28 protein-coding genes are annotated in these 26,486 nt (G+C 50.8%); 18 read left to right on the top strand and 10 right to left on the bottom strand.

Annotated elements, in window-relative coordinates; genetic code table 11:
- Positions 1–118: 118 nt before the first annotated feature.
- A complete protein-coding gene (locus AC791_RS05100; RefSeq protein ID WP_416202289.1) occupies positions 119–538 on the bottom strand; it encodes a hypothetical protein in 420 nt (139 codons plus the stop codon).
- A gap of 186 nt (positions 539–724) precedes the next feature.
- Between AC791_RS05100 and AC791_RS05095 the strand changes: the two genes are divergently transcribed.
- From AC791_RS05095 to AC791_RS05085, 3 genes are read left to right on the top strand one after another with little or no spacing between them, the layout of a single operon-like run.
- The gene (locus AC791_RS05095; protein ID WP_049839395.1) at positions 725–1,072 is read left to right on the top strand and encodes a YidH family protein; all 348 of its coding nucleotides are present in this window, start codon (positions 725–727) and stop codon (positions 1,070–1,072) included.
- On the top strand, positions 1,062–1,424 hold the full coding sequence (locus AC791_RS05090) for a DUF202 domain-containing protein (protein ID WP_049839394.1): 363 nt from the start codon (positions 1,062–1,064) through the stop codon (positions 1,422–1,424). The genes AC791_RS05095 and AC791_RS05090 overlap by 11 nt, the downstream gene beginning before the upstream one ends.
- A complete protein-coding gene (locus AC791_RS05085; protein WP_228136882.1) occupies positions 1,421–1,948 on the top strand; it encodes a radical SAM protein in 528 nt (175 codons plus the stop codon). Before AC791_RS05090 ends, AC791_RS05085 begins: the two co-directional genes overlap by 4 nt.
- 3 nt (positions 1,949–1,951) lie before the next feature.
- Here AC791_RS05085 and AC791_RS05080 read toward each other — a convergent pair whose 3' ends face one another.
- Both AC791_RS05080 and tisB read right to left on the bottom strand, forming a co-directional pair.
- The gene (locus tag AC791_RS05080) at positions 1,952–2,785 is read right to left on the bottom strand and encodes a DMT family transporter (protein WP_049839393.1); all 834 of its coding nucleotides are present in this window, start codon (positions 2,783–2,785) and stop codon (positions 1,952–1,954) included.
- Positions 2,786–2,904: 119 nt separating this feature from the next.
- Positions 2,905–2,994: a type I toxin-antitoxin system toxin TisB gene (gene tisB / locus AC791_RS19570; protein ID WP_072094286.1), complete on the bottom strand. Its 90-nt coding sequence runs from the start codon at positions 2,992–2,994 to the stop codon at positions 2,905–2,907.
- 522 nt (positions 2,995–3,516) lie between these two features.
- Here tisB and ivbL point away from each other — a divergent pair.
- From ivbL to AC791_RS05065, 4 genes are all read left to right on the top strand, one after another.
- On the top strand, positions 3,517–3,615 hold the full coding sequence (ivbL, locus tag AC791_RS20165; RefSeq protein WP_077264605.1) for an ilvB operon leader peptide IvbL: 99 nt from the start codon (positions 3,517–3,519) through the stop codon (positions 3,613–3,615).
- Positions 3,616–3,716: 101 nt separating this feature from the next.
- The gene (gene ilvB, locus AC791_RS05075) at positions 3,717–5,405 is read left to right on the top strand and encodes an acetolactate synthase large subunit (RefSeq protein WP_049839392.1); all 1,689 of its coding nucleotides are present in this window, start codon (positions 3,717–3,719) and stop codon (positions 5,403–5,405) included.
- Between the two features lie 3 nt (positions 5,406–5,408).
- A complete protein-coding gene (ilvN, locus tag AC791_RS05070) occupies positions 5,409–5,699 on the top strand; it encodes an acetolactate synthase small subunit (RefSeq protein WP_049839391.1) in 291 nt (96 codons plus the stop codon).
- Positions 5,700–5,969: 270 nt separating this feature from the next.
- Entirely contained in the window at positions 5,970–7,004 is a 1,035-nt protein-coding gene (locus AC791_RS05065; protein WP_049839390.1) for a glycosyltransferase family 52, read from the top strand.
- A 3-nt stretch (positions 7,005–7,007) separates the two neighbouring features.
- Here AC791_RS05065 and AC791_RS05060 read toward each other — a convergent pair whose 3' ends face one another.
- Positions 7,008–7,793 (bottom strand): DeoR family transcriptional regulator, encoded by a 786-nt coding sequence (locus AC791_RS05060; RefSeq protein WP_049839389.1) that lies wholly within the window; start codon positions 7,791–7,793, stop codon positions 7,008–7,010.
- Between the two features lie 325 nt (positions 7,794–8,118).
- On the opposite strand from AC791_RS05060, the gene rbsK reads away from it, so the two are divergent.
- The 5 genes from rbsK (at position 8,119) to nepI (ending at position 13,315) form a co-directional block, all read left to right on the top strand.
- Positions 8,119–9,039, top strand: a complete 921-nt coding sequence (gene rbsK, locus AC791_RS05055) for a ribokinase (protein ID WP_049839388.1) — start codon at positions 8,119–8,121, stop codon at positions 9,037–9,039.
- 27 nt (positions 9,040–9,066) lie between these two features.
- Positions 9,067–10,383: an L-fucose:H+ symporter permease gene (gene fucP, locus AC791_RS05050; protein ID WP_049839387.1), complete on the top strand. Its 1,317-nt coding sequence runs from the start codon at positions 9,067–9,069 to the stop codon at positions 10,381–10,383.
- Between the two features lie 10 nt (positions 10,384–10,393).
- Complete coding sequence (locus AC791_RS05045) at positions 10,394–11,407, top strand: aldose 1-epimerase family protein (protein WP_049839386.1); 1,014 nt, start codon at positions 10,394–10,396, stop codon at positions 11,405–11,407.
- A gap of 175 nt (positions 11,408–11,582) precedes the next feature.
- Positions 11,583–12,035: a DUF1198 domain-containing protein gene (locus tag AC791_RS05040; protein WP_049839385.1), complete on the top strand. Its 453-nt coding sequence runs from the start codon at positions 11,583–11,585 to the stop codon at positions 12,033–12,035.
- Between the two features lie 89 nt (positions 12,036–12,124).
- Positions 12,125–13,315: a purine ribonucleoside efflux pump NepI gene (nepI, locus tag AC791_RS05035; protein ID WP_049839384.1), complete on the top strand. Its 1,191-nt coding sequence runs from the start codon at positions 12,125–12,127 to the stop codon at positions 13,313–13,315.
- A gap of 36 nt (positions 13,316–13,351) precedes the next feature.
- Here the strand turns inward: nepI and AC791_RS05030 are convergent, their stop codons facing one another.
- The 4 genes from AC791_RS05030 to AC791_RS05015 all read right to left on the bottom strand — a co-directional run bounded on the left by AC791_RS05030 (position 13,352) and on the right by AC791_RS05015 (position 16,969).
- Positions 13,352–14,731, bottom strand: coding sequence for a carbohydrate porin (locus AC791_RS05030; RefSeq protein ID WP_049839383.1), 1,380 nt, complete (start codon positions 14,729–14,731; stop codon positions 13,352–13,354).
- A 167-nt stretch (positions 14,732–14,898) separates the two neighbouring features.
- Positions 14,899–15,201 carry a PTS lactose/cellobiose transporter subunit IIA gene (locus AC791_RS05025; RefSeq protein ID WP_199485496.1) on the bottom strand — a complete coding sequence of 101 codons (303 nt, stop codon included), beginning with the start codon at positions 15,199–15,201 and terminating at the stop codon, positions 14,899–14,901.
- A gap of 112 nt (positions 15,202–15,313) precedes the next feature.
- Positions 15,314–16,642: a PTS sugar transporter subunit IIC gene (locus AC791_RS05020; protein WP_049839381.1), complete on the bottom strand. Its 1,329-nt coding sequence runs from the start codon at positions 16,640–16,642 to the stop codon at positions 15,314–15,316.
- A gap of 12 nt (positions 16,643–16,654) precedes the next feature.
- Entirely contained in the window at positions 16,655–16,969 is a 315-nt protein-coding gene (locus AC791_RS05015) for a PTS sugar transporter subunit IIB (protein ID WP_049839380.1), read from the bottom strand.
- A 292-nt stretch (positions 16,970–17,261) separates the two neighbouring features.
- On the opposite strand from AC791_RS05015, the gene AC791_RS05010 reads away from it, so the two are divergent.
- Positions 17,262–18,215 carry a LacI family DNA-binding transcriptional regulator gene (locus tag AC791_RS05010; protein WP_049839379.1) on the top strand — a complete coding sequence of 318 codons (954 nt, stop codon included), beginning with the start codon at positions 17,262–17,264 and terminating at the stop codon, positions 18,213–18,215.
- On the opposite strand, the gene AC791_RS05005 is transcribed toward AC791_RS05010, so the two are convergent.
- On the bottom strand, positions 18,212–19,123 hold the full coding sequence (locus AC791_RS05005) for an EamA family transporter (RefSeq protein WP_049839378.1): 912 nt from the start codon (positions 19,121–19,123) through the stop codon (positions 18,212–18,214). The genes AC791_RS05010 and AC791_RS05005 overlap by 4 nt on opposite strands.
- 88 nt (positions 19,124–19,211) lie before the next feature.
- Here AC791_RS05005 and AC791_RS05000 point away from each other — a divergent pair, with 88 nt between their 5' ends.
- The 5 genes from AC791_RS05000 (at position 19,212) to AC791_RS04980 (ending at position 24,326) form a co-directional block, all read left to right on the top strand.
- Positions 19,212–19,628 (top strand): GNAT family N-acetyltransferase, encoded by a 417-nt coding sequence (locus AC791_RS05000; RefSeq protein ID WP_049839377.1) that lies wholly within the window; start codon positions 19,212–19,214, stop codon positions 19,626–19,628.
- 177 nt (positions 19,629–19,805) lie between these two features.
- The gene (gene nlpA, locus AC791_RS04995; protein ID WP_049839376.1) at positions 19,806–20,624 is read left to right on the top strand and encodes a lipoprotein NlpA; all 819 of its coding nucleotides are present in this window, start codon (positions 19,806–19,808) and stop codon (positions 20,622–20,624) included.
- 148 nt (positions 20,625–20,772) lie between these two features.
- Positions 20,773–21,954: a Na+/H+ antiporter NhaA gene (gene nhaA, locus AC791_RS04990; protein WP_228136885.1), complete on the top strand. Its 1,182-nt coding sequence runs from the start codon at positions 20,773–20,775 to the stop codon at positions 21,952–21,954.
- Positions 21,955–22,105: 151 nt separating this feature from the next.
- Entirely contained in the window at positions 22,106–22,993 is an 888-nt protein-coding gene (locus AC791_RS04985) for a LysR family transcriptional regulator (protein ID WP_049839374.1), read from the top strand.
- Between the two features lie 118 nt (positions 22,994–23,111).
- The gene (locus tag AC791_RS04980; RefSeq protein ID WP_049839373.1) at positions 23,112–24,326 is read left to right on the top strand and encodes a diguanylate phosphodiesterase; all 1,215 of its coding nucleotides are present in this window, start codon (positions 23,112–23,114) and stop codon (positions 24,324–24,326) included.
- Here the strand turns inward: AC791_RS04980 and AC791_RS04975 are convergent.
- Complete coding sequence (locus AC791_RS04975) at positions 24,323–26,101, bottom strand: diguanylate cyclase (protein ID WP_049839372.1); 1,779 nt, start codon at positions 26,099–26,101, stop codon at positions 24,323–24,325. The genes AC791_RS04980 and AC791_RS04975 overlap by 4 nt on opposite strands.
- Positions 26,102–26,486: the final 385 nt, after the last annotated feature.

Raw genomic sequence — 26,486 nt, 5'->3', positions numbered from 1 at the left:
GAACTTTGCTGTGAAGACATCCACGATGTAAGCAGGCGGAAGTGGCTGGGTTTGTGGTAGATCTGTCAGAAATCCAGCCACTGTTTTATCCATCTCTATCTGAACAATAATGAGCATATCAGCAAAGAAAGTGGCTCAGGATGAAAAAAATAATCAGGATAAGAATAATGCCGGATATTAAGCTAAGACTAAACAAAGCCACATGATAGGTAAGCGTCGCGCCGCCAAAAAATAGCGCGCCCATAATCCCCCATCGATTTTCTTTACGCATTCCGCCAATAAATGCGCAGAGCAACGCGGCTATCGCAAGTGTTCTACCGATATTATCCAGAACGCGATCGACATCAACCGATCGCTTGATCTCGCTGTCGGCTTCGCTTTTTTCTCCTTTTAACCCGGCGATAATGCCCTGTCTGACGGCGGAGATTTTATTCTGGATCCTGTGCTCTATTGTGGGTTCAGGTGATGATAAAGGGCCAACAGAATAATGGACAATGCCCATCATCAGCGCGATTACGCCGAAAAAAATGCCTGACAAACTGAATAGGTTCCTCACTGCCATTATATATCTTATCCTCATCTGCTTTATATCGCGCTAAAGTGTATCACCGGTATTAAACGTGTGAGGTATCAATCTTTACCTTTGACAGACCTGATATTACGATTTTTACACCGGGTATCCATTGCTTCAGTTAATATTAATAAAACCGTATCAGGAGTCATTATGAAAATTTCTCGCCTTGGAGAGGCGCCGGACTATCGCTTTTCACTGGCAAATGAACGTACCTTTTTAGCGTGGATACGGACCGCGCTAGGATTCCTGGCGGGTGGCATTGGCCTCGATCAGCTTGCCCCTGACTTTGCCACGCCTGCCATGCGCGAATTTCTGGCGCTGGTATTATGTTTGTTTGCTGGCGGCTTATCCATTTATGGCTACCTGCGCTGGCTGCGCAATGAAAAGGCGATGCGGCTAAAAGAGGACCTGCCCTACACCCATGCCCTGCTGGCGATCAGCATAATTTTATTGCTTGTCGTGGTCATTGTAATGGTGTTGCTCCTGTATGCCGGGTAATCGTAAAGATCGCCGTCAACATGATCCGGGTCTTCAGCCTGAACGAACATCGCTGGCCTGGTTTCGCACGTTACTGGGGTATAGCGCTCTGATGGCGCTGGCAGTAAAACACCACTGGCATCAGGCGGGAGCATTATTCTGGATCTCTATCGGCATACTGATTGTGGCCGCGACGCTGCTATGGCGCTATACCCGCAGTCGCGGACTAATGGATGTTGAACATAATGATTTTGTTCAGCCAAAAGGAGTTCGTGACAAATTTTTGATCTCCCTCGCGGTCCTGTCCCTCGCATTGTTGTTTGCTATTACTCATATAAGACAGCTCATAATATTGATACAGGAATTCTTATGATGGAATACCCTGGCAGGGACGATGCTACCTTTGCGCCCGGGCGCACCGGACAAAAAAAGATGCAGATCGATTTAGCTATCGGTCGGCATCCGCAGCAAGCCTATCGTTATCTACAATCGCTATGCCTGACCGATATTGATTTTCTGCCCGTGGTGATACGCGATGCACAGGGAAAACTTAGCGCAGAATCGTTGACGGGTGAGGTATGGGGAAACTTTTTAAGCGCGGTTTTTGATCTGTGGGTAAGAGAGGATATTGATCGGATATCGGTTTCACTGTTTGATTCCACGCTGAGCATCTGGCGGGGTATCTCGTCAGTCGCCGTTGCACCTGAAATGGCTTTTGCAAAGTGCTTTTGCTGTGAGCAGCGGCGGTTTTGTATGGGATGCAGCACAATCAACGATCCCATCTTATGCAGTGGCTATCGTCGGTTTTTTACATATAGCGCGCCGTATATGCGGGTAATGCGCGATCTAATTAAACAGCATCGTTCACCGGGAGAACTCATGGCAATGCTCAGCTAATTGTTACGCCATTCTTAATAAAATGGCTCCCGCCGCGATCCCACAGGCGGCCAGCATACGTAGCGGCGTTACCCGCTCCTTCAAAAAAAGAGCGGCAATAAGCGCGCCAAACAAAATCGATGTTTCCCGCAGGGCAGCGACCACCGCCAGCGGTGCCTGCGTCATTGCCCAGAGCGCGAGGCCGTAAGATCCCATTGTCCCAATCCCGCCGGGAATACCTTTTTTCCAGTTTTGTATCAGGTAGCGCGTGACGTCGTGGCGGCGTACCAACATGGCCCAGGCCAGCAGGCAGGCTCCATTCATAAAAAACGTCCATAGCGTATAACCCAGAGCCGTACCGGAGACGCGAACGCCATGGCCATCAACCAGCGTATAACCCGCAATAAAACAGGCGTTAAGAAGGGCGAAATAAACCCCTTTTTGCAAATGAAAGCGACCGTTAAAGGCCATGGCCAGAATGGCGAGGCAGATGACGCCGATCCCGGTCCAGGCCATGTCAGAAAGCGATTCACCCAGTATCGTCACGCTCACCAATGCCACCAGCAGCGGTGCGGTACCGCGCATTAGTGGATAGGTTTGACTCATATCGGAGATTTGATACGTTTTCGCGACCAGCACGGTATACACCACCTGGAGCATACAGGATGCGATCAGGTAAGGTACGCTGGCTAGCGTTGGCTGCGCAGAGAAGGGCAGTAAAATCAGGGCGATAAGCGCTGCTGAACCGCTAACACTGATAGCAGAGTACAGTTTGTTACTGCCTGCTTTAACGATGGCATTCCAGCTCGCGTGCAACAGCGCGGCAAACAGTAAAACACCGAAAACGGTAAGGGTCATGGTTATTAGTTATAGTGGTTTGTCACAAAAAAGTAACATAACAGTGCAGAGTAAAACCAGCTGCCATTTATGAGAGAGGGGCGGTTCCCCGCCCCTCCCAGGTGCGACTTGAACCTGATTTACCGGAAGTATTTCAGGACGGCATCAAGCAGTTGCAACAAGGCAACAATGAGTTTCAGGATAAGAATGATCATATCCATTTGGCCCATACGCTTCTCCTTTGGCTAAAGGAGCACGACCGACTGGCGTACCTTTCCGCCGCCTGTTGCCAGCCGTATTGTTGGCGTAACACAGTGTGCTCTTTCGGGGTTAAGGCACTGACGGCACCACCCGTTTCAGCCAGGACATCTATCGCGCCGTTATAGAGCGGCCCCCGATTCTCACACCGTGAACATAACCATTATAGATAGATACTGTATTTATGAACAGTATTTTATGGACAAAAAAAGACCGCTGATCCATACTCAACGGGTCAAAAAAGAGACTGAAAATTGCGCGCTCTCGCGAGATCGCGTATACTTTTCGCGTTGACGTAACACAGTGTGCTTTACGGCTACCACCCGTAAAACCCTGAAAAAACCTCGCTCCGGCGGGGTTTTTTGTTTTTTACAATTTTGTAACGAAAATGTGATCGATAACCCAATTTCACCGTGATACGCAAAAAGCGATTGTCCCGGATGGATTCCTGTGTTTGTATGAAACCACGCAATTCATAAGTAATCAGGTCCCTAATGAACTCTTCCATGCTGAACACGATGCTACTAACAACCGCGCTACCCGCTGCGGCTGTCGTCGTGCGTGTGGTGGTGGTCGTCGGCAATGCGCCGTAGGGTCCGGAACACACGATTCCAAAACCCCGCCGGCGCAAACCGGGCGGGGTTTTTCGTTTAAGCCCTCCCGGAACGTCGGCCCAGAATAAAAGGACTGGAGCATGGCACGTTCGGGCACAATATCGCAGACCTCGCGCTACACTGGCGCGCAATTGATTGTTCATTTACTGGAACGTCAGGGCATCACCACGGTGACGGGGATCCCAGGCGGCACCGTGCTCCCGCTTTATGACGCCCTGAGCCAAAGCAAGACGATTCGCCATGTACTGGCGCGCCATGAGCAGGGTGCGGGATTTATTGCGCAGGGGATGGCGCGTACTCAGGGTACACCTGCCGTCTGTATTGCCTGTAGCGGTCCGGGAGCAACCAATCTGGTCACGGCGATTGCCGCCCCCCGCCTCGACTCGATCCCGCTGGTCTGTATTCCCGGCCAGGTGCCCGCCTCTATGATTGGTACGGACGCTTTTCAGGAAGTTGATACCTACGGTATTTCTATCCCCATCACCAAACACAACTACTTAGTACGCAATATCGCTGAACTGCCGCAGGTCATTAGCGACGCTTTTCGTATCGCGCAGTCCGGACGGCCTGGCCCGGTGTGGATAGACATTCCTAAGGATGTACAGACCGCTGAAATCGAGATCGATGAATTGCCCGAGCCGGGCGGTCGCGCACCTGCCCCGGCTTTTGAGATGCAGGATATTCTGGCGGCTGCGACGATGATTAATGCCGCTAAACGTCCGGTACTGTATCTGGGCGGCGGGACGATTAACGCCTCGGCGCAGGTGCGTCAGCTGGCAGAAAAAGCCAACCTGCCGACGACCATGACGCTTCTGGCTCTGGGCGTATTACCAAAGTCGCATCCGCTTTCGCTCGGCATGTTAGGAATGCACGGTGTTCGCAGCACCAATTTCATCTTGCAGGAAGCCGATTTGCTGATCGTTCTCGGTGCCCGTTTTGATGACCGGGCGATCGGTAAAACGGCTGAGTTTTGCCCAAATGCGAAGATTATCCATATTGATATTGACCGTGCGGAGCTGGGAAAAATCAAACAGCCGCACGTCGCGATTCAGGCCGATGTGGGTGAAGTGCTGACCCGGCTTATTCCCCATATCGAACCTCAGCCGCGTGAAACATGGAGCACGCTGGTGGCGGACTTACAGCGGGAATTCCCCGGAACCATCCCGCAGGCAGGCGATCCGCTTAGCCATTATGGTCTGATCAATGCTGTCGCGGCCTGCGTTGACGACAGCGCGATTATTACCACCGACGTAGGGCAGCATCAAATGTGGACTGCTCAGGCTTATCCGCTGAATCGGCCGCGTCAGTGGCTGACATCAGGTGGACTGGGGACCATGGGCTTTGGTCTGCCTGCCGCTATTGGTGCTGCGCTGGCCAATCCCGAACGTAAAGTGCTGTGCTTTTCCGGCGATGGCAGTCTGATGATGAATATTCAGGAGATGGCTACCGCAGCCGAAAATAATCTGGATGTTAAAATTATTCTCATGAACAACGAGGCGCTGGGACTGGTGCATCAACAGCAGAGTCTGTTCTACACGCAGGGCGTCTTTGCCGCGACCTATCCGGGCACCGTTAACTTTGTGCAGATTGCAGCCGGATTCGGTCTGCAAACCTGCGATCTGAATGCGCAAAGCGATCCGCATGCGGCGCTGCGGGCAATTATTGATCGTCCGGGACCGGCGCTGATCCACGTACGTATTGATGCCAGTGAAAAAGTGTATCCTATGGTTCCGCCAGGTGCGGCAAATACAGAAATGGTGGGAGAATAAGCCATGCAACAAGCGACTCGCGAAAACGTGATTCTGGAACTTACCGTGCGCAACCACCCTGGCGTCATGACTCACGTCTGTGGCCTGTTTGCCCGTCGTGCATTCAACGTCGAAGGTATTCTCTGTCTACCGCTACAGAACAGCGATCTCAGCCGAATATGGCTACTGGTAAACGATGACTGGCGGCTGGAGCAAATGATAAGCCAGGTCGATAAACTGGAAGATGTAGTCAAAATCAGCCGTAGTCAGTCCGACCCTTCCATGTTCACGAAAATCGCCGTATTTTTTGAATAATCGCGTTAACCGGGCGAAGGAAAGATCGTCCGGTTTTACGGGTCCATTATTTTCCCAATCAATTACACGCTATCATAACATTCATCTATTACGTGTTCTCTTATTCCACTTCCACCGTTTTTAAGGAGTCAATTAAAAAAACATTCTGTTTCCGAACACTGCTAAAGATTGCTAATTGTTATCTCTGTGATGTATTAGTTGTACCTTCTTTACGATATCATGCTGCAATGGTATCATTGGTCGAGTTGAAGTGATTAGAGTGGGTAAGTAATGAAAATTGTTGAACATTTTTTTATTGTTTGCTCTCCACTTCAGCTCAGGATCGTATCACAAATTAAAGCACGATATGCTAATGCACGCTTCCATATCATCTATCTCAAAACGAGAGTAGAGCTAAAACCTTATATCTATGAGGAAATTAATCGGAACTTTGATTCCGGATTAGTTGCCAGTATGGACTATGGTTTCTTAAATATGCTTAAAATAAGAAACTCCCTTAAGCATAAAAATATTCGCTATGTTTATATGGCAAATATCAGTCATCTTTCTGTTCAGTATATTTTAAAAATGCTGCCTAAAGATGTCGGAATAAGAACTTTTGATGACGGTATTTTAAGTATAAACTCCGTGGGCTATCTTGAGCGAAAAATAAAGCTGAGAAAAGGATTAGGTCGTAAACTGGCGCGACTATGGTTAGGTAAATCTTATAGTATCAGAGAGATAGCCGAAAAAAGTGAGCTTCATTATTCGATAGTAAAAAACGAAAATAAGAATATGAATGTAAATTGTGAAGTCGTTTACATCGATATTCTTACAGATAATACCTCAGCGCCAAATGGGGTAAACACTAACCTCAATCGGAAGGGTGAAATTAACGTTTTTGTCGGCTCCAAGTTTAAAGATATTCTGTCGCATAAAAACGATAACAACCTTGCCGCGCTGATCGATAAAATAAAGTGTATCGCTACGCCAGCGCAATCGTTTGTTTACCTCAGGCATCCACGTGAGAAAAGTAGTCAGCTATTTGGCATGAAAGAGATTGTGCTAAATTCGATTTCAGAAGACTATATCTGCCAGTTATCCTCTGCCTATGAAAGGGTAAACGTTTTTGGCTTTGCCAGCACCTGCCAGCTTAACGTTATGAAGCTGGATAACGTCCACCTTACGCTTCTACAAACCTCACTGATCCGACCGGATATCCGCGATTCTTTTGCCCTGTTCTCGGCAAGCGATAAAGTCACTATCTTTGATCTGGATAGTACGGATACACGTATCAGCCAGGTCCCGGCCTTCAGCCTTTCCTGACGTTTACTCACCCTCAGATTCAGGCGTAATCACCTTCACAAAACCATTCCGACAGTGAGCCGCATAATCCGCGGGCAGCGCCCGATCGCTGATTAGCACATCAAAGGCCGATAACGGCCCCATGTTGGCAGGCGCAACTTCATCAAATAGCGCGTGTCGCGCCAGAAGGATTTTCCGCAGACCGTGCTCCATGGCTTTACGCTTGGTCGCCAGATCGTCCGGGTTAAACCAGGTCACACCAAAATGCTCATGGATGCCGCTGGCAGAAATAAACACTTTACGCGGATTGAGCGAGTCCAGCGGTGATGGATGGTTGGTATCATAAAAAGCATCGCTTTTTGCCCGATAGGTGCCACCACAAAGAATAGCCGTCGCGCCAGGCTTTTCATTCAGAGCCATAAAGACCCGATGCGAATAACAAATGCCGGTAAAGGTGATGTCGTCCGGGATCATACTAATGACCAGCGGCATCTCCGGGCCATTATCAAAAAAAACCAGATCGTTTTCACTGACCAGGCCGGCAGCCAGAATAGCCACGGGCAAATCGCTCTGATGATGTGGTGTGAGAGCAGGTGGCTGAGGAACTGACTGGACTGGTTTATTGACCATAACAATATAGCCGCCCAGCAGAGTCAGCGGCAGCGGTTCGCTCTCTTCCTGACTGAAATCACGACGGATGGTCATGACGGAGACTTCGAGCATCCGCGCAGCGTCTTTGAGATGGATACGATCGGTTTTTTTCAATAATTCCATCAGGCGGCGGATACGTTCTTTCTGCTTAGTCTCCATTTTCCCTCTCATCATCCTGCTGTTAATGTTTCTATAGTAACATTTTTGATGTCGTCAGGAACATGGCGACGGTGCATTACTATACTGCGTGTCACCGGGAAAGAAAAGCCCATCAACTCTCGTTTTTATGCGATTAATTATAAAATTATCAATAAATTATGGCGAAGTACGCACCACCTTTTTGCTAATAACCGCTTTTTTATGCTCAGTATATAAACAACAAGATGATTGTGTAATCGCGATCGTAGTCACAAATGATACTAAAATAACATGATAATGTTACGATAATATCATTGTTATGTGATTGTTTCTGAGAGGTAGTAAAATGGATATCGCGGTTATCGGCTCAAATATGGTGGATTTGATCACCTACACTCACCAGATGCCAAAAGAGGGCGAAACGCTGGAAGCGCCAGCATTTAAAATTGGCTGCGGTGGCAAAGGGGCTAATCAGGCCGTGGCAGCAGCCAAACTCAATTCAAAAGTGCTGATGCTGACAAAAGTGGGCGATGATATCTTCGCCGATAACACGATTCGTAACCTCGAATCCTGGGGAATTAACACTACCTATGTAGAAAAAGTGCCCTGCACCAGCAGTGGCGTTGCGCCGATCTTCGTTAATCCAAACTCCAGCAACAGCATTCTGATCATTAAAGGCGCGAACAAATTCCTCTCTCCGGAAGATATCGATCGGGCGGCAGAGGATTTGAAGAAGTGCCAGCTCATCGTATTGCAGCTGGAGGTCCAGCTGGAAACGGTTTATCACGCTATTGAATTTGGCAAAAAGCACGGCATAAAAGTGTTATTAAATCCGGCTCCGGCATTACGCGAACTGGACATGGCGTATGCCTGCAAATGTGATTTCTTTGTCCCTAATGAAACTGAACTGGAAATTTTGACCGGAATGCCGGTGGATTCCCTCGATAATATTCGCGTCGCGGCCCGTAGCCTGGTAGAGAAAGGGCTGAATAATATTATCGTGACGATGGGTGAAAAAGGGTCGTTGTGGATGACCCGCGATCGCGATGTGCACGTACCGTCTTATAAAGTGAATGCGATTGATACCAGCGGAGCAGGCGATGCCTTTATCGGTTGTTTTGCCCATTATTATGTCCAGAGCGGCGATGTTGAAGCCGCCATGAAAAAAGCCTCACTTTTTGCTGCCTTTAGCGTCACCGGCAAAGGGACGCAATCCTCATATCCCAGCATTGAGCAATTCAATGAGTTCCTGGCCTTAAACGAATAATAACCCTACACAGTAAAAGGTAGCACTATGAACGATAAAAATATCGTTCAGATGCCCGACGGGTATCTGAATAAAACACCTCTGTTCCAGTTTATTTTGTTATCCTGCCTGTTCCCACTATGGGGGTGCGCGGCTGCGCTAAACGATATATTAATCACGCAGTTTAAAAGCGTATTTTCATTAAGTAACTTTGCCTCCGCGCTGGTGCAAAGCGCGTTCTACGGCGGTTATTTTTTAATTGCGATCCCGGCCTCGCTGGTGATTAAGAAAACCAGTTATAAGGTTGCGATAATGACGGGGCTGACGCTGTATATCGTCGGCTGCACGTTATTTTTCCCCGCCTCGCATATGGCTACCTACACCATGTTCCTGGCGGCCATCTTTGCAATTGCTATCGGGCTGAGCTTTCTGGAGACGGCAGCGAATACGTACAGCTCCATGATCGGCCCGAAATCACACGCCACGCTGCGCCTGAACATTAGTCAGACCTTTTATCCGGTGGGTGCTGTCGCGGGCATTCTGCTGGGAAAATATCTGGTTTTCTCCGAAGGCGAGAGCCTTGAAAAACAGATGGCGGGCATGAATGCCGAACAGATCCACGATTTTAAAGTGCTGATGCTGGAAAACACGCTGGAGCCTTATAAGTACATGATTATGGTGCTGGTTGTGGTGATGGTGCTGTTCCTGCTCACCCGTTTCCCGACCTGTAAAGTGGCGCAAACCGTTAATCATAAACGTCCTTCAGCCGCAGAAACGCTGCGTTACCTGGCGAGTAATGCCCGCTTCCGCCGCGGCATTCTGGCGCAGTTCCTGTATGTCGGTATGCAGGTCGCCGTATGGTCCTTTACTATCCGTCTGGCGCTGGAACTTGGCGATATTAACGAGCGTGATGCCTCAACCTTCATGGTTTACAGCTTCATTTGTTTCTTTATCGGTAAGTTTATCGCCAACATTTTGATGACCCGGTTTAATCCAGAAAAGGTGCTGGTGCTCTATTCGGTCGTCGGCGCGCTGTTCCTGGCGTATGTCGCGCTGGTACCGGGCTTTAGTGCGGTATGGGTTGCGGTGCTGGTCAGCGTACTGTTTGGGCCGTGCTGGGCAACCATTTATGCCGGTACGCTGGATACCGTGGATAACGAGCATACGGAAATGGCCGGAGCCGTTATTGTGATGGCGATTGTCGGTGCGGCCGTGGTTCCCGCGCTTCAGGGCTACGTAGCAGATTTATTCCACTCGCTGCAACTGTCCTTCCTGGTCTCAATGCTGTGCTTTGTTTATGTTGGCGTCTACTTCTGGCGCGAGAGCAAAGTGCGCCGCAGCCTGACTGAAGCAACGGCTTCCTGAGGAGAAACGAATGACGACACATCTGACGCTTTGGCGCGAACTGTTCGCTGAACAACCGCGTGTCCTGCTGGAAAACGCCGACTTTACCGTCACCGCGTTCCGCTATGCCAGCGGTGTTGAAGGCCTGCGGGTGGCCAACACCCGCGGTCATCTGGTCATTTTGCCCTGGCTGGGGCAGATGATTTGGGATGCCGAGTTTGATGGCCACGATCTGACCATGCGTAACATGTTCAGCCAGCCCAAACCGGCCCGCGAGGTGGTTGAAACCTACGGCTGCTTCGCATTTCATTCCGGCCTGCTGGCCAATGGCTGTCCGTCGCCAGAAGACACACACCCGCTGCACGGTGAAATGGCCTGCGCGCAGATGGATGAGGCGTGGCTGGAGCTTGAAGGGGAAAGCCTGCGTATTGGGGGACGCTATGAATATGTGATGGGATTCGGTCATCATTATCAGGCGCAGCCGTCAGTCGTGGTGCATAAAAATAGCGCGCTGTTCGATATCCGTATGTCGGTGACCAACCTGGCGTCGGTGGCCATGCCGTTACAGTACATGTGCCATATGAATTATGCGTATGTTCCGCAGGCGACGTTTAGCCAGAATATCCCGGACGAGGCGCTGAAGCTGCGGGAGTCTGTCCCTGCACATGTCAAACCCACCGGGCAGTGGCTGGCGTTTAATCAGCGTATTTTGCAGGGCGAAGCCTCGCTGGAAACACTTAATCAGCCGCACGAGTACGATCCAGAAATTGTCTTTTTTGCCGATAAACTGGATACCTGGACGGATACGCCGGAATTCAGCATGACGACGCCGGATGGCACGACGTTCGTGACTCGCTTTGCCAGCGCGGAGCTGAATTATGTCACCCGCTGGATTTTATATAATGGGGATCAGCAGGTTGCCGCCTTTGCGCTTCCCGCCACCTGTCGTCCGGAAGGCTTCCTTGCCGCCCAAAAAAACGACACGTTACTCCAGCTTGATCCGCAGCAGACCCGGACGTTCACCGTCACAACCGGTATTGCCTGAGCCTGGACGCCCGGCAGCACTCCGCTGACCGGGCTATTCTGCGACATCAGCCGCCGTTATCCTCATCCCGTCGCAATTTGCCCCATTAATGGGGCAAACAATTTTATTCACCTGCTGTATTATGAAAAGCAATTGCACGACGGCGTTACATTTGAGGATATAAAGCGAGATACGCATGATTTGGATAATGCTGGCGACGCTGGTAGTGGTTTTTATTGTGGGATTTCGGGTGTTAACCTCGGGGTCCCGACGGGCGATCCGTCGACTGAGCGAGCGGCTGGGTCTGACGCCGGAGCCGGTAGAATCGATGATCGATCAGATGGGTAAAACGTCGGGGCAGGCATTTTTACAGTATCTTGAGCGCCCGGATGAATCGCACCTGTTGAATGCCGCGCAGGTACTGCTTATCTGGCAGGTATCGATAGTCGATGGTGGAGAGCAAAATTTGCTGCGCTGGCATCGCGTACTGCAAAAAGCCCGCCTGGCTGCGCCCATCACCGACGCGCAGATCCGTCTGGCGCAGGGGTTTTTGCGCGAGATGGAGCCTGAACTCTATGAATTAACCGCATTTCAGGTACGTTACAACGCATTATTTATGCCAGAAGAGGGCGTTTACTGGCTGCATTGATGGGTCAATAGTTGCCGAAACGTTAAGTAGATCACATTTAAAATGTTAAACTGTGCGGCTGTACGCTAAAAATACGCCAGGTAGCATTAATGAGTGAACATACATCTAAAACCCCCTACGGTGACGCCCGTCGTCCAAATTGGGCTGCGGTCTTTGCCGTGGCATTTTGCGTCGCCTGTCTGATTACCGTTGAATTTTTACCCGTCAGTTTGCTGACCCCGATGGCCGAAGACCTCGGCGTTTCTGAAGGGCTGGCGGGACAGTCCGTTACGGTGACTGCCTTTGTGGCGATGTTTTCCAGCCTGTTCATTACCCAGACGATTCGCTCGATCGATCGCCGCTATGTGGTGATTCTGTTTGCCGTGCTGCTGACCCTGTCATGCCTGTTGGTCTCGTTTGCCAATAATTTTACCCTGCTGCTGCTCGGGCGAGCCTGTCTGGGCCTGGCGCTCGGAGGGTTCTGGGCAATGTCGGCCTCGCTTACCATGCGACTGGTTCCGGCGCGTACCGTACCGAAAGCGCTGTCGATTATTTTTGGTGCCGTGTCTATCGCGCTGGTGATTGCCGCACCGCTGGGCAGTTTCCTCGGCGGGATCATTGGCTGGCGTAATGTGTTTAACGGGGCGGCCATCATGGGGGCTGTCTGCATTTTCTGGGTATGGAAAACGCTGCCGTCGCTGCCCGGCGAGACTGAACATCATGAAAATATGTTCGGCCTGCTGAAACGTCCTGGCGTGCTGGCAGGGATGATCGCCATCTTTATGTCTTTTGCCGGACAGTTTGCGTTTTTTACCTATATTCGGCCTATTTTCACTAGCCTGGCCGGGTTTGATGTTGATGGCCTGACGCTGGTGCTGCTGAGTTTTGGCATTGCCAGCTTTGTCGGCACCTCATTTTCTGCTGCAATTTTAAGACGCTCGGTGAAAGTGGCACTTGCCTGCGCCCCGCTGGTGATTGCGCTCAGTGCGCTGGTATTAATGCTATGGGGAACCGATAAAGTCGTCGCATCAACGGTCGCGATTGTCTGGGGTCTGGCCTTCGCGCTGATCCCGGTCGGCTGGTCGACGTGGATCACCCGCACGCTTTCCGATCAGGCAGAAAAAGCCGGATCGATCCAGGTGGCGGTGATCCAGCTTGCCAATACCTGCGGCGCGGCCATCGGTGGTTACGCACTCGATAACCTTGGTTTGCTGTCGCCGCTGGTGCTCTCCGGTAGCCTGATGCTGCTGACGGCGCTTCTGGTGGCAGCGAAAGTTCGCGTAAAGGGTAATGCGAATTAATGACGCGGGAGGCCGATAAAGGCCTCCCGCCGTTTATCAGAACCATGCTTCCCACATTGCGCCAACGTTAAAGTCGTCAAGCGTACCGTCGTCGATGCCGTTTATCCGCGCGGTACGTTTGTTATCGACTTCACCCCCGGTCACGTAGAAACGCAGCATCGGACGGAATTCTGGTCCCATTGCGATGGAGATGTTTTGCGAAAGCGTGACTTTCCAGCCCTTATTATCCCCGCCTTCGTCATAATCAACACGTTGATAGCCGGCTTCCAGCCAGGTGGAGTGCACGTCGTTCCAGAAGTACATCGGACGGACAATGGCCCCGTAGTTTTTGCGATTATCGCTGCTGTCTTTGCTATTGTCATAGTCATGGAACGCTAACAGATATTCTATCTGCGCCTGCTGAGTGAATTTATGGCTTCCCTCAAAGCTGGCGTAAATCGCGGTCAGATCGTCCGTTTTGCTGTAAACGCTGTTATCCGAGTTATCCGAGTAGCGTGCGATAACTTTGTTTACGCCGCTGTCATTAGTGTGACTGAGCACGACGCCACCCTGCCAGGCTTTCATTCGCTCATCGCTATCGACTTCTTTCGAGTCAAATCCGTAGTTGGCATACAGCTCCAGATCCAGCGGACCAACGTTCATGCCATGAATTTTAGAGGTCAGAGCATAGTTCCCTTTATCGCCGGTGCCCGAACCGCCGGTACAGGTAATACGCGATGGGTTGGCTTCATCTTCCATCACCTCCGGGCTACAGGATTCGACGGCGGCAACCGCCGCGACATCAAACTTCACGCCGCCGATATCGAAGTTTTTCACCCCGGCACCCTGTCCATCATGGTTCATCCAGAAGTAGTCATTGATACCCTGCTGTGGTCGCTGATGAAAATCACGACCGGCCCACAGATAGGCATCCGGATTGGATGCCAGCACATTCGTCACGCCCGCATAGGCTTTTTTGAGGTTAACTTCATCGCCCCAGTGATCGAACATCACATTGACGTCCCAGATTGCTCCGGCATCACTTTTAAACGCTTTTGAAAGCTGAAACTCGCCACCGTTGCCTTCGTTACCCAGACGACCAATCGCTGACGCGCCATTATAGGAGCCGTCTACCCCGACATATTTCTGATCGCCGGCTTTAAAATGTGCGCCATAGCGCGCGTAGCCGCTGAATTTCACGCCGAATGGAATGGCCATATCCGGGCTTTGCGCTGCGCTTTGTGGTTCGTTCACCACATCCGCTTTCTTCACCACGGCAGCATCCATTTTTGCCTGACGTTCAGCAAGCGCTTTATCGACCGCTTTTGCCACAATAGCGTCGAGTTGTTCTTGCGTAAATTCCTGCGCAAGGACGGAAACAGGGCACAGGGCGGCGATAACCGCCAGAGTTAATGGAAGTTTTTGTAAGGTTTTCATGGTTATCTCAATGTAATTAACTATTATTTAGATAATAACCATCCCGTTCTGGTTTGACTGAATAAGCCGCTATCACCAAAACAAGTGGATTTTAATTTATTGTCGGATACAGGTTAATTAAATACTATCGTAATAAAGACTCCACTCCAGAAGTTAACTATCAGAGGCTAACGTTGATAAAGATGAATAATTTCGCCTGCCAGTTCACGTGCTAATAAAGAGTTCATTAAATGATCCTGCGCGTGCACCATTATTAATGTCATAGGCTGCCGGGCTTCTCCGGCATCCTGTTCAATGAGTCTGGTCTGCATTTTATGCGCATCGCGCGCGTAGCCGTCCGCTTCGCGTAGCAGACTATTGGCCTCGTTAAAATTGCCATCGCGCGCCGCCTGTAGCGCTTCGAAGCACAGGCTGCGCGACTGACCTGCGTTGACGATAATTTCCATTACGGCGTCTTCTAATACGATCATAATTTTTCTCTCTTTATTACACGCATTTTAAAAGATGCGCTGCGAAATAATAAAAACGGACAGCTTTCGCCACGGAAATAGAGCATTCAGCGTGAAAGCATTGCCCTCACTCTTAATTACTGCTGACAGTTTCAGCAGCATGTACGGTGCTTTGCGCTTTTTGTTCTTCAGTTTTCATCAACGAACGTTCATAGGCGCGCAGAAAAGGTAAATACATTAGCGCGGACATGGCCATACAAATGAAGCACATAATGACCGGACTGAGCGCCCAGTTTGCTGCCCACGAAGCCCCAATGGGCGCAGGCGTGGTCCACGGCGTGAGCGAAACGACCTGTTCCAGCCAGCCCATACGTGTTGCGCCATAGGCCAGTACGGCGTTGATCAGCGGGACGCAGACAAACGGAATAAACAGCATCGGGTTCATGATGATTGGTGCGCCGAACAAAATAGGCTCGTTGATGTTAAAGAAGCTCGGCACGATACCCATTTTACCGATTGTACGCAGATGCGTGGCACGGCTACGCAGCAGCAGGAAAGCCAGTGGCAGGGTAGAGCCTACGCCGCCAATAAGCAGGTAGTGATCCCAGAAGCCTTGCAGATAAACGTGTGGCAGAGCCGCGCCTGCCGCCAGCGCTGCCTGGTTAGCTGACAGGTTCGCCATCCAGAACGGGTTCATAATGCCGGTAACAATGAGTGAACCGTGGATGCCGGCAAACCAGAAAATCTGGCACAGCAGAACCGACAGCAGAATAGCAGGCAGAGAATCAGAGGCGGAAACCAGCGGCTCCAGCACATGCATGATGGCCTGCGGAATAATCATGCCGGTTTTGGCTTCAATCAGCAGATTCAGCGGATGTAGAGTGGCAATAACCACCAGCACCGGGATCAGAATTTCAAACGATCGCGCTACACCGGTCGGCACTTCTTTTGGCAGGCGAATAGTGACGTTGTGCTGCTTAAGCCAGGCATATACGCGCGTCGAGTAAATGGCGGTAATAAGCGCCGTAAAGATCCCCTGACCAGAAAGGTATTGCGTAGAGATTTTACCGTCGGCGTAAGGTGCCGCAACCAGTAAAAAAGCCATAAAGGCCAGCAGTCCGGACATCACCGGATCAAGATTAAACTGACGTCCCAGGCTGGCACCAATGCCCACCGAGATAAAAAAAGTCATGACGCCCATGCTGAGGTTAAACGGCAGCATAAGTTGCTCCCGATACGTCTGGGAGAAATCCAGCCAGCCGCGAGCAAAACTATTGGTCGTTTCGGCAGAAAATGGCGGAAAAATAAAAACCAGCATAAATGAGCCGATGATCATAAACGGCAGCGCGGCGGTAAAACCGTCACGGATCGCGATGACATACTTCTGTTGCCCCAGACGCCCAGCCAGCGGGGTAATCGACTGCTCAATAACGGCAACCATTGACTGATAAAGCGAACTCATAGTGACACCTTTTTAATTTGCCGCATCAATGAGCGACAGAGCGTAATCAAGAACGTTGTCACCGCGCTGCATACCGTAATCCATCATATCAATGGGTTGGACGGGAATACCGTGGGTGGCGGCCTTTTCAGAAAGACTTTTTAACATGTATTTAACCTGTGGACCGAGCAATACGACCTGATACTGCGGAAACTGCATATCAAATTCAGAAACGCCGTAAGCATCAATTTTCACCGGCAGCGCACGCCGGGCAGCGACTTCTTCCATTTTTCTGACCAGCAGGCTGGTGGACATTCCGGCAGAGCAACACAGCATAATCTTGTACATCGGCAACGCTCCTTAAATGTTAAAACTTATTGCTGCAATGATTGGATAACATATGGAAACCGGTTTCCATTTATATCAAACAGAAGTGTGACCGCTATCAATATCCCGTTATATCTGGATTAATTTATGCGCTTTGGGTCACGTATTAAGACGATATTTTGCAATTATGGCGACGAATGGAAAATCGGTTTCCATGAAAAAAGGAAACGGATATACTGCAAGTGATGAATATTTAAGCCAATATTAAATCCAGAGCGTAACGGACTGACTGAAGGGCGAAAAGAGGATAAAGATGTCTACAATCAACGATGTATCGCGTTTAGCTGGGGTGTCGAAAGCCACAGTTTCACGGGTGTTGAGCGGCACGCGCGGCGTAAAAGAAGCCAGTCGCCAGGCCGTGCTGAAAGCGGTTGATGAACTCAACTATCGTCCAAACGTTATTGCGCAATCGTTGTTCAGCCAGTCAACCGGCTGCATCGGTGTTATTTGCGCCCAGGATAATATTAATCAGACTACGGGTTACCTTTATGCCCTGGAAAAACAGCTCAGCCAGCATCAAAAACACCTACTGTTGCGTTTCGCTAATACCAAAAGCGAGGTGATGAGCGCGCTTGAAGAACTGAGCTGCGGGTTGTGCGACGACATCTTAATTATTGGCGCCCGTTTCCCGCTGAATATCCAGCAGGATAACGTCATTCTGGTCGATTGCACGGTCTCGGGCGATGTTAACAGTATTCAGTTTGACCATGCGTTTGCCACGGAAACCGCCTGCAATTATCTGATTAGCCAGGGACGTAGACAGATTGCCCTGATCCAGCCGCACGGTAGCGGGTTTACTGAACAGGTCCTGCTGGGCTATAAGCACGCGCTGGAAAAAAACTTTCTGCCGTTTAATCGCAATCTGGTATTTATGGACAGCACCTCGTCGTCAGTAGCCCTTCAGGAACTACTGAACAATGCCACCACCCTCAATTTCAATGCGCTACTGGTAGCGGATGAACAGGAGGCACAGCGGGTGATCCCCCAGCTTCAGGCGTTCAATAAGTCCGTACCGGACGATATTATGGTCTTCAGTCTGGCCGGCTCATTACAGCTTCCCGGTATTCCGACTATCCCGGCTATTGAGTATTCAATGGATGCGATGGCCGCACGGATCGTGGGCTGGCTAAATGAGAAAACGCAAAACGTACTGAACTCCTGCGTTTTGCGTGGCGATCTAATTATCCCCGACGTTCGCCGACGTTAGACCGTATTTTTCGCCGAAATCCGACGGCGGGAGTCTAGCGAAATCAGCACGACCGAGGAGAGGATCAACAGGGTGCCGAGCCAGTCCGGCAACGTAAAGGTAATACCCAGTAACAGCAGCGACAACAGTGCGCTACTGAGCGGTTCCGCACAGCTCAGAATACTGGCTCTGGGGCCGCCAATCATCTGCGCACCCTTCAGATACATACTGAATGTCAGCGCCGTACCAATAACCACCAGATAGAAAAACGCCAGCAGCACGCCGCCGTTGACCATAAAATGGGTTTCATTATTGGCATAGAACGGCAGCAGCATGGCGCCGCCCAGCAGCATACTCCAGCCGACGACCGGTAACGTGCCGAAACGCGCGATCAGGGTTGAAGGGTAGGTTGTGTAAAACGCGGCAGAAAAAGCCGAGACAATGCCCCAGATCAACGCCGCCGGAGAGATCGACAGCGATGTCGGGTTACCGTGCGTCACCAGCAGAAACGTCCCCGCCAGCGAGGTGAAAATCGCCAGAAACACCAGCGCGCCCGGACGCTTTTTCCGCACGGCGGCAAACCATGCCACAATAATCGACGGGGATAAAAATTGCAGAACTGTCGCCGTCGCGGCATTGGATTTCTCGATGGTGACCAGGAAAGTCAGCTGCACGGTTAGCGCGCCGACCAGCGTAAACAGCAGCAGGCTAATGGCGTCCTTCGGCGTTTTCATAATGGCAAAAATCTTATCGCCGTGGAGAAGCGACAGAGTGAGCAGGATAATGCCGGAAAACAGCAGGCGGATCATGGTCAGGAATTGCGCAGATATCTGACTTTCCTGCATAATAAACTGCGCGCAGACGCCAGAACTGCCCCACAGCACGGCGGCGAGCAGAACATATACGATCCCTTTTTTCGTCGACCCCATTTTTTCCCCTAACCTGTTTATGTTTTAACGCCGCGCATCATAACATAAGCCTTTGCGACAAAAACGTACCTGAATTGATGAGGGATTTATGCAATTAACCGTGACACAGACCGTTACCGCTGACGATCAGGAAGAACTGCTCACCGGACTGCGGGCATTTAATCGTCAGTTTATTAACCCCGAAGGCTGGAGCGACCTGGGCGTTTATGCTCGTGATGAAAGTGGAAAGATGACCGGTGGATTAATTGCCGAGCAAAAAGGGGACTGGCTGTGTATTAAATTTTTATGGGTCGGTGAATCGGCTCGCGGTTCCGGGCTTGGCACCGCATTGATAATGGCAGCAGAACGGCAGGCGCAAAAAATGGGCTGCCTGCATATGCTGGTAGACACCGCCAGTTTCCAGGCACTGCCGTTTTATCAGAAAAAAGGATTTCAGCTGCAAATGACCCTGGAGGATTTTCCGCATAACGGAATGCAAAGGCACTATCTGGCGAAAAAAATCTAGCAGTTGTGCGAGGCTGCGGCCTGTTATGGTTCAGAGTCTGCGTTGCGAAGACGGGGCGATTTAGGCCTCGTTATCGCCTTTTCAACTATTTAATACCTTTTCGTTTTTTAAGCCGTTGCGTTTACCTGGTTATAGTCGGTAGCCAGAACGTGGCGATTTTTAAAAAGGATAAAAGTAATGAAAATAGCGATACCTCCATTGCCCGCCGTGGCCGCTTTATTGCTGGCAGGACTAATGCTGGCGGGCTGCGACGGTAATAAAAACGACAGCAAGCATATTAAAGTGGGTGTCATTAACGGGGCAGAGCAGGATGTGGCCGACGTCGCTAAAAAAGTGGCGAAAGAAAAATATGGCCTCGATGTGGAGCTGGTGGGCTTTAGCGGCTCGCTGCTGCCTAACGATCCTACGGCGAATGGTGAACTGGATGCCAACGTCTTCCAGCATCGCCCCTTCCTTGCCGAAGATAATAAAGCGCATAACTATAAGCTGGTGGCGGTCGGAAATACCTTTGTATTCCCGATGGCCGGATATTCGAAAAAGATTAAAAACGTCGCTGAACTAAAAAAAGGCGCGACCATTGCTATTCCTAACGATCCGACCAATCTGGGGCGGGCGTTATTATTGTTGCAGAATGAGAAGCTCATTACCCTTAAACCGAATACTGGCCTGTTGCCCACGGCGCTGGATATTACGGCAAATCCGCAGAGCCTGAACATTATGGAGCTGGAAGGCGCACAGCTACCGCGCGTGCTTGACGATCCTAAAGTCGATGTCGCCATTATCAGCACTACCTATCTTCAGCAAACGGGGCTTTCACCGGTTCACGATAGCGTATTTATCGAGGATAAAAACTCACCCTACGTGAATATTATTGTCGCCCGTGAAGACAATAAAGACGCGGAAAACGTACGTAATTTCGTGCGGGCGTATCAGTCGCCGGAGGTCGCAAAAGCCGCCGAGAAAATCTTTAACGGTGGCGCGGTGCCGGGCTGGTAATAACAGGGTATCTGGTCAGGGTATTCTGCGGGTAATTTACGGGTTTTTACCCCCTTATTCGGCACCTGATGGGCCGAGTGTGGTAGATTTCATCCCCGTAATGAACTCACTGCACTATCCACGACAAGGAGGCTCTGTGCCAGATGTAATTACCCGCACCGCCCGACGCCAGGCCAGAGCGCTGGTTGCGCTTTTTAAGTCGGCTTCGGCCGGCGGGATTATCCTCATCATCGCATCGGCGGCAGCTATCGTTGTCGCTAACTCACCGTTGGCAGACACATACCGCGGACTGCTTCACTACACTTTCGCCGGATTGAGCACAGAACTGTGGATCAACGATGCGCTGATGGCCATTTTCTTCCTCATGGTCGGCCTTGAGATCAAACGTGAATTGCTTATCGGGCAGCTTGCCACGTGGGGACAACGCGCATTGCCGGGGCTTGCTGCGCTCGGCGGCATGGCGGTTCCGGCGCTCATTTACCTCGGCTTTAACATCAGCAACAGTGAAACCCTCGCCGGATGGGCGATCCCCTCGGCAACCGATATTGCATTCGCACTGGGCGTACTGGCCTTGCTGGGCAGCCGGGTACCTATCTCACTGAAGATTTTCCTGTCCGCGCTGGCAATCCTGGATGATATGGGCGCGGTGATCATCATCGCGCTGTTTTACACCGGCGGGCTTTCGGCCATGATGCTGGCAGCAGCGGCAGCAGTCGTGGTGCTGCTGCTGATCATGAATCGCACGGGCGTTAAACGCCTGACGCCGTATCTGCTGGCGGGTGCGGTACTGTGGTTCTTTATGCTACAGTCCGGCGTTCATGCCACCATCGCCGGTATCCTGCTGGCGCTGTTTATTCCGCTTAACGGCAAGGACGAACAGCAGGAAGCGCCGCTGGATAAACTTGAGCATGCGCTTTCACCGTGGGTGACCTTCCTGATCCTGCCGCTGTTTGGTTTTGCCAACGCGGGTGTCTCGCTGAGCGGGTTAACGATGAACGATGTGCTCTCACCGGTGCCCGTCGGCGTCGCACTGGGACTGTTTATCGGTAAGCAGATTGGCGTTTTTGGTATGGCGCTGCTGGCCATCAAAACCGGTCTCGCTCCCCGGCCACACGGCAGTTCCTGGTCGCAGATATATGGCGTGTCGGTATTGTGTGGGATCGGGTTTACCATGAGTTTGTTTATTGGCAACCTGGCGTTTGCCCGCTCGCCGCTGCTGGTCGACGAGGTAAAAATTGGCGTACTGACCGGGTCGATCGTGGCGGCGCTGGCAGGAATGCTGATCCTGCGTCTCTCCTCTTCCCGGAATGAATCCCGGCCAGAAGGTTAACACCTTCTGTATTCTTACCTGACGTTCTACTTCACATGCCCGGCGGCGCGAGCTTGCCGGGCCTACAATCACCCGATAACGGATCTGTGAGTTTAATTCATCACTGCGCGCGTTATACTGACCGCACCGCATTACTGCCTCCTGAACGCGCATGCTAAAAGAAAACGTAAATGACCTGATCGCCTTCCTGATGGTGGCCCAGGAAAAGAGTTTTACCCGCGCGGCGGCGAAGCTTGGGCTGTCGCAGTCGGCACTGAGCCATTCGATGCGCGCCCTTGAAGAGCGAATGGGGATCCGTCTGTTGACCCGCACGACGCGCAGCGTCTCGCCGACGGAAGCCGGAGAGCGGCTGATTGAGCGTATTGGTCCACACTTTCAGGATATCGAGAACGAACTCAGCAGCCTGAAAGATATGCGTGATATTCCGGCGGGCAACATCCGCATCACCGCAGGAGAGCACGCCGTGGACTACGTTCTGTGGTCAAAGCTGCGGAACTTTATGGTGCGCTGGCCGGATATTAACGTGGAGGTGACGGTAGACAATGCGCTGATGGATATTGTCACTCAGCGTTTCGATGCCGGTATCCGGTTGGGCGAAGCGGTGGCGAAAGACATGGTTGCCATTCCGGTTAGCCCGCCAATGCGAATGGTGGTGGTAGGATCGCCTGATTATCTCAGGCAGCACGGCACGCCAGCCGTACCTGGCGATCTCCAGCACCACCGCTGCGTCAATATGCGGCTACCAACAGCAGGCGGATTATTGCCGTGGGAGTTTTCCCGCGACGATAAGGTGCTAAAAGTGAGAGTAGAAGGACAACTGACTATTGATGCGCTGCGTCATCGCATTGAGGCGGCGCGCGCCGGAATGGGGCTGGTCTATATTCCTGAGGATACGGTGCAGGAAGCCATTGCGACAGGCGACCTGGTTCAGGTTCTGGATGAGTGGTGCGAACCGTTCCCGGGGTATTACCTCTATTACCCCAGTCGCAGACAGCATACTACGGCGTTTTCACTGTTTGTTGAGGCAATGCGTCTGTAAAAAATAGTAATCATGCGCGTTATTGCATATAAATCTGCATTAAGCGTCTATTCTGGGTGTGACATTTTCGGACGTGTGTTAAAAGAGTTATAAACCTTTTATTCAGGGATGCTTCACGGTGCTTACAACGCTTATTTACCGAAGTCAGTTAAATCTCTCCTGTGAGGCGTTTCCGCTTGCTGCGCTGGTTGAAAAGGCGAAAAGGAATAACGCGGCTCGTGACGTGACAGGCATGTTGCTCTTTGACGGGATACATTTCCTTCAGGTGCTGGAAGGCCCCGAAGAGATCCTTAACACCCTGTTTACCAGGATTAGCCTCGATAGCAGGCATCTGAATGTTGTGGAGTTAATGCGCGATTATGCGCCGAGAAGACGCTTTGCCAATGTAGGAATGGTGCTTTTCGATCTGCAACGTGAAACGCCAGAAGCTATTTTAGCGTCGGTATTACGCTACGGAAAACTGGAAAGCTATCTGGCCACCGACGATCGGGTATTCAAATTTATTGCCACCTTTGCCCATACCACTCGTCAGGCACAAACCAGCACGCGGTTTAACGCCACTCACTGGGCGCTGGAGCCAAAAACACCCTCGTTTCATCCGCCTTCACCGGTACCGTGGCCGGGACAAATGTGCCAGTTCGCGCTACAGCCTATCGTCGAGCCGCTGGGCCGGACAATAAGCTCACTGGAAGCGCTGGTACGCACCAATAGCGGCGGCAGTCCGGAACACTTTTTCTCGGCCATTCCTGACGATAAAATTTATGAAGTGGATCTGCAAACCAAAGCGTATGTTTTTGCCCTGGCACAAAAAATCGGTATCGGTCATCATAAAATCGCTATCAATTTACTGCCGATGTCGCTGGTTTATATTCCTGGGGCAGTCGAGTTTTTGCTGGAGAAAATCGCCGAATATGGCCTCAGTCCCGAGCAGATTATCGTTGAAGTGACCGAAAATGAGGTTATCTCAGGTTTTCGGGAATTTAATATCGCGTTAAAGAAACTGCGTGCGGCCGGTATTGGTCTGGCGATTGATGATTTCGGATCGGGCTACGCCGGGCTGTCATTACTAACCAAATTTCAGCCTGACAAAATCAAAATCGACCGGGAAATTGTCAGCAATATTCATCTGAGCGGCCCGAAACAGGCGATTGTGAACTCAATTGTAAAATGCTGCTCGGATATGGAAATTATTATTGTTGCCGAAGGTATTGAGCAACTGGAAGAGTGGTGCTGGCTGGAATCCGCAGGCATCCAGCGCTTTCAGGGGTTTCTGTTTGCCCGCCCGCGGTTAAACGGCGTGAGCGATATCAACTGGCCGATCTTTACGCCTTAAGAGGCTTTTTTGGCAACGACAATCTGATTTCTGCCGCGCTCTTTTGCCAGATAAAGAGCTAAGTCAGCTGCCCGTACCAGATTGCTTTCCCGGGCATGGGTTGGCCACGTTGCCAGACCGATAGAGACAGAAATCGGACCTACATCGTGCAGCTCATACACCATCTTATGCTGTGAAACTTTATACAGGATCTGCTCGGCAATGTGTTTTGCCTGCGTCTCATCAAGGTCCGGTAACAGAATTAAAAACTCCTCGCCACCGTAGCGGAAAGCGACGCCGCTTTCATCCAGCAGTTCACTGATCACCCGCCCTGTCTCCCTGAGCACTTTGTCGCCAGCACCGTGGCCCCAGGTATCATTAAGTTTTTTGAAATAATCAATGTCGATCATCAGACAGCTGACGCAGCTTTTTTTAGTTTCCGCCCGCTCAATCAGTTCGCGCAGGATCTCCTCCTGGTTATGCCGATTGCGCAGACCGGTAAGCGGGTCGAACATGGCTTTTTCAGTGAGCGTATCGCGCAGTTTCTGGTTCGCCAGCGCCAGCGAAAGCGTCTCTGCCATCAGTTCAAGATAGATATACGGTGGCTCTTTTTCAGAGATGTGATTATCAAATGTCAGCAGGCCAATCGGCTTATTTTGCGCGATCAGCGGGACGCAAATCGCTTTCGTGGCGACCTGCAACGGGTAATGTTCGCAGGGCATATCCACATTGTCTCTGGAAGGACTGTGCAGTTGCCCGCGCTTGAGCGCCCAGCAGCACTCTGGCGCGAACGGCGTCGCGTCGCCCGCAGGCTGTAGCCAGCTTGCCATGCATTTCATCGTATTATTTTGCGGATCGAGGATATAGAGCCTGCCCCCCATTTCCGGCACGATTTTCGGCGCAAACAGGCTGATCACATTGATGATGCTACGATGTGACTCGCAGCCCTGAAGCCGTTGCGTCATTCGCGCCAGGAGATTACGCGTTACCCAGTCAGCATCACGTTCCTGCTCCAGCTGCTGCCTGACCATTCCATTTTCCCGGAAGATACGTATCGCCTGAGCCATATCACCGATCTCGTCAACCTGAGCATAAATTGGTGCTTCAACAGCATAATCCTGGGTTGCCAGACGATTGACGATATCGCTCAGCGTCACCACCGGGCGCAGAATACGGTGCTTAATAATAAATCCCAGCACGAATAAAAACAGCAGCGCGGTCAGCCCGACCATGATTTCAGATAACGTACGCAGACGTTGGGAAAGATGAGTTGCCTCGGTAATCGTTGCTTCAGCGCGCTGGTTAATCAGACTCTCAAAATGTGCAAATCGATACTCAACCTGCGACAGTTGACGTTCATAATCGGCACTAAACAGCAGCTGTATCGCATCCTGTTTCCGCCCTTGCTCAAGTGCGGTAATCGCGTCCTGCTGTTCATCTTCCAGCGTTTTTAATAATGCGATACCGTCACGTAACAGTATTAACTCTTCTGCGGAGGCGCCCACATCATTCATCGCCGCTAAATGACGTTCCAGTTTCAGATCCTGATCGACACCTGCTCGCCATGCCTGAATATTTTCCGGCTCATTATGAATAACGGCCAGTCGCGCATGTGAAGTTTGGGCAAAGGCTTCTTTCTGTAATTGCTCCGTTGCCGCATCAAAATCCCGGCTTTGCTTTACCGCCGCCCGCTCCACTCTGTCTGCATCAGAAGCCATAAACAGCGCCACCCCGGAGGCGATGGTCAGTACCACCGTGGCGATATAAGCAAAGTTGGTAATCGTTGCGATGCGCAAGACGGGCCTCACAGAAGTCGATAACGAGTGAATTATTATGAGTTTACTTTAAATTTGGGAAAGCACTGGATTTGAGGCAAAACTGAACCTGTTTTTAAAAGAAATAAAATGTATGGCCTAATACCTCTGATAAAACACGGATCAAAAGATTACCGTTGCTTAAATAAAAAAAAGGCAATGCACTGCTGCTAAATAATAAACCCTATAAAAGTAATGCCTAATTAAGTGGGTGAGATAAGTGTGATCTGCATCACGTTACAAATGCTAACAATTATCATTAATGTTTACATTCTCATCTTCGTTTCCTACAATCGCGGCGTTTCGCTCCTCATAAAACGTTTTATAAAAATGTGTACTTTTTAAGCACGCGTTTAGCCGTGCTTTT

It is taken from the genome of Klebsiella sp. RIT-PI-d (assembly GCF_001187865.1).
Taxonomy (GTDB): Bacteria; Pseudomonadota; Gammaproteobacteria; order Enterobacterales; family Enterobacteriaceae; genus Superficieibacter.
The sequence above is the reverse complement of the archived record's forward strand: the minus strand, read 5'-3'. Positions and strand labels throughout refer to the sequence as shown.